The organism is Synechococcus sp. H60.1 (assembly GCF_047462335.1).
Classification (GTDB): domain Bacteria; phylum Cyanobacteriota; class Cyanobacteriia; order Thermostichales; family Thermostichaceae; genus Thermostichus.
Genome location: NZ_JANSJA010000227.1, coordinates 2,304 through 5,000, shown reverse-complemented (window position 1 = coordinate 5,000; position 2,697 = coordinate 2,304). Strand labels below are relative to the sequence as shown.

3 protein-coding genes are annotated in these 2,697 nt (G+C 57.8%); 1 reads left to right on the top strand and 2 read right to left on the bottom strand.

Going from position 1 to position 2,697, the window contains the following annotated elements; all coding sequences use genetic code 11:
- Positions 1 to 157: 157 nt before the first annotated feature.
- Positions 158 to 526 carry a hypothetical protein gene (locus tag NW852_RS11145; RefSeq protein ID WP_414366664.1) on the bottom strand — a complete coding sequence of 123 codons (369 nt, stop codon included), beginning with the start codon at positions 524 to 526 and terminating at the stop codon, positions 158 to 160.
- A 396-nt stretch (positions 527 to 922) separates the two neighbouring features.
- On the opposite strand from NW852_RS11145, the gene NW852_RS11140 reads away from it, so the two are divergent.
- Positions 923 to 1,642, top strand: coding sequence for a response regulator transcription factor (locus NW852_RS11140; protein WP_414366665.1), 720 nt, complete (start codon positions 923 to 925; stop codon positions 1,640 to 1,642).
- Between the two features lie 28 nt (positions 1,643 to 1,670).
- Here NW852_RS11140 and NW852_RS11135 read toward each other — a convergent pair whose 3' ends face one another.
- On the bottom strand, positions 1,671 to 2,576 hold the full coding sequence (locus NW852_RS11135; protein WP_414370355.1) for an ABC transporter ATP-binding protein: 906 nt from the start codon (positions 2,574 to 2,576) through the stop codon (positions 1,671 to 1,673).
- Positions 2,577 to 2,697: the final 121 nt, after the last annotated feature.

The following is a 2,697-nucleotide window of genomic DNA, read 5'->3' as shown; positions in this document are numbered from 1 at the left end:
AAGCCCACTCCGTACCGCTTAGCGGTCGGAGCCGGGTAGTTTACATTTCTCACTCTGGCAGGGCTTGGGAGCAACTGACGGCTGCACGAATAGCTGGACATCCTAAACCCTTTGCGGCTACAAGTCGGCGTGGGCCAGTTGGCAACTCTGCTCCTGCCTAATTGGTGAACATATTTTTCCAGTCGGTGGTGAGAACCTCGTGGCCAAATGTCCACCCGGCCAGGAGCAAGGGCAAGGCTAAGCCCAGGAAGCCGAAGAAACCGATGACCTGAGCAATTTGCCGCTGCGCCCTTTTCCTTTTCGGGTCGGGGATGTTATTAGCAGCTACTGTGAGCTTTGAACAAAAGGCCACCACCACCGCCCCCACTGGTCCCAAAACTAGCGATGGCCACAACCACTCCGCTACCTGCGCATACTCGTAGGCCCGGGTGAACGGCATGATGACAAAACAGGCCAGCTCCAGGATTCCCCAGGTGAAGAGGGCCAACTGGATATCTTTGCGAAAGACTTCGTTGGGATCGTACATAGGCTTCTGGGATAAACCGGCATGCAACTTTAAGGTTTGGCCTGCAAGTGAAGAAGTGGCAAGGTTTTTGAATGGGCTTCCCTCTGCGGGCAAGAAGCTGCTGCGCGAGTCCCTTTTACCTTACCCTTTCCCTTTCCTCCGGACAACCCAGTAGAATAATGCTTGAGATGTTTAGGTTAGCCTTCCTTGATTTACCCAGAGAAAGGGGGTTCCAGAAAGGCCAAGCTCCTGGTGCAATCCGATGTGCAATGTAAAAACCTTAAGTTGTCTGTTGTAGTCTGGGCGGGCTGTCTGGGTTTGCTGTCCTCTCCAGCCCCGGCGCAAAATGCATTTGCCCTACTGTCAGGGCTTTTCTGCAACTCTGCCTCGTGCTGACTATGAGAGCGCCAAGCCGCTATGTCACGCATTCTCATCATCGATGACGATCCCAGCATTTGTACGCTGCTCAAGCGGTATTTGCAGCGGCAAGGGTACGCAGTTGAGGCGGCCGTGACCGGCGCCGAGGGCTTACGACAGTTGCGCACTTTTCAGCCAGGCTTGGTGATTTTGGATTTGAATTTGCCGGATGTGAGCGGTTACGACCTCTGCCAGCAGATGCAAAAAGAGACCGGCGTTTATGTGTTGATGTTAACCAGCCGAGTGAATCCTGCCGACAAGCTGCAAGGATTTCAGCTAGGTGCAGATGACTACCTGACCAAACCCTTCAGCCTGCCGGAGTTACAGGCGCGGGTACAGGCCATCCTGCGCCGAGGGCGGAGGAGAACGGAAACAGGCAGCGCGCCGGTTTTGACCTTTCCCTCTTTGGTGATCGACCCAACCACCCGAGAAGTCACCCGTGACCGGCGCCCAATTCACCTGACAGCTTTGGAGTTTGACCTGCTCTACGCCATGGCCCGACACCCAGGGCGGGTCTGGCGACGGGCTGAGCTGATTCAAGAGGTGTGGGATTTCAACCACGAGGCAGATGAACGGGTGGTCGATGTCCACATCGGCCAAATTCGCAAGAAGTTAGAAACCGATACCAGCCAACCGGAGCTGATCCGCACCGTGCGCGGCGTTGGCTACAAGTTCGAGCCCCCCACTCCCAAAGAGGGGTGGGGAGAGGAAAAACCGTAACCTCCCTCTTTCAAAGGGAGAGAGCGCGCTAATCCAGGCGACGGCCTGTCAGACGCACAAAAATGTCTTCTAAGTTGGCAGGGCGCACCATCAGGCCAGTTTTGTCGGGTTCGGCTTCCAACTGCCGCTGAGCCTCCGCCAAGCTAGGGAAAAAGGTGTAGCTCACCTCCTGTCCGGGGCGGGAGCGCACCAGCAGAGCTTCCCCGTACTTCGCCCGCAACTGGTCGGTGCTGCCCAGCTCGATCAACTTCCCGCCGTCCATGATGCCAATGCGGTCGCACAGCTCCTCGGCCTCCTCCATGTAGTGGGTTGTAATCAGCAAGGTCATGCCCTGCCGATTCAGATCCCGTAGGATCTCCCACAACAGGCGTCGCGCCTGGGGATCCAACCCAACGGTCGGCTCGTCCAAAAACAAAATTTGCGGCCGGTGCAACAGTGCCCTGGCCACTTGCAAGCGCCGCTTCATGCCGCCGGAGAGGGTCTTCACCTTGTCGTGCCGCCGGTCGGCCAGCTTCACGTACTCCAGCCACTCGTCGATGCGCCGCTGCCGCTCCGGGTTGGGAATGTGGTGCATGCGCCCATGAAACTCCAGATTTTCCCAAACCGTCAGCTCTGCTTCTAGGGTGATGGGCTGCAACACCACCCCAATCTGCCGCCGCACCGCCAAGGGATCCCGCACCACGTCGTAGCCCCCCACATAGATGGATCCCTGGCTGGGACGGGTGAGACTGGTGAGCATGCGGATGGTGGTGGACTTCCCAGCCCCGTTGGGCCCCAGCAGAGCAAACACCTCCCCCTGTAGGATCCGCAGGCTCAAGTCCTGCACGGCCACCTGCTGCCCAAAGCGCTTCCACACCCCCTGCATTTCCACTGCTGCCGGCTGGGTCTGAGGCAGGGCCGGGGCCATCGAAAGAGCGGTTACAGTCGGCTCCATCTGCGGGTGTAAAGAAATCTTTCTTCTCCAGCATACGTCAGTTGAGCCACAGGTCTTACTGGGGATCCCTGCTGCGTTATCTCTCGAGCTCTTCCGTGGCTGTGATCCCATCCTCTGTCAA

Excerpts from the sequence above, each read along its gene's own strand:
- NW852_RS11145 (WP_414366664.1), bottom strand. The coding sequence starts at position 526 with ATGTACGATCCCAACGAAGTCTTTCGCAAAGATATCCAGTTGGCCCTC.
- NW852_RS11140 (WP_414366665.1), top strand. The coding sequence starts at position 923 with ATGTCACGCATTCTCATCATCGATGACGATCCCAGCATTTGTACGCTG.
- NW852_RS11135 (WP_414370355.1), bottom strand. The coding sequence starts at position 2,576 with ATGGAGCCGACTGTAACCGCTCTTTCGATGGCCCCGGCCCTGCCTCAG.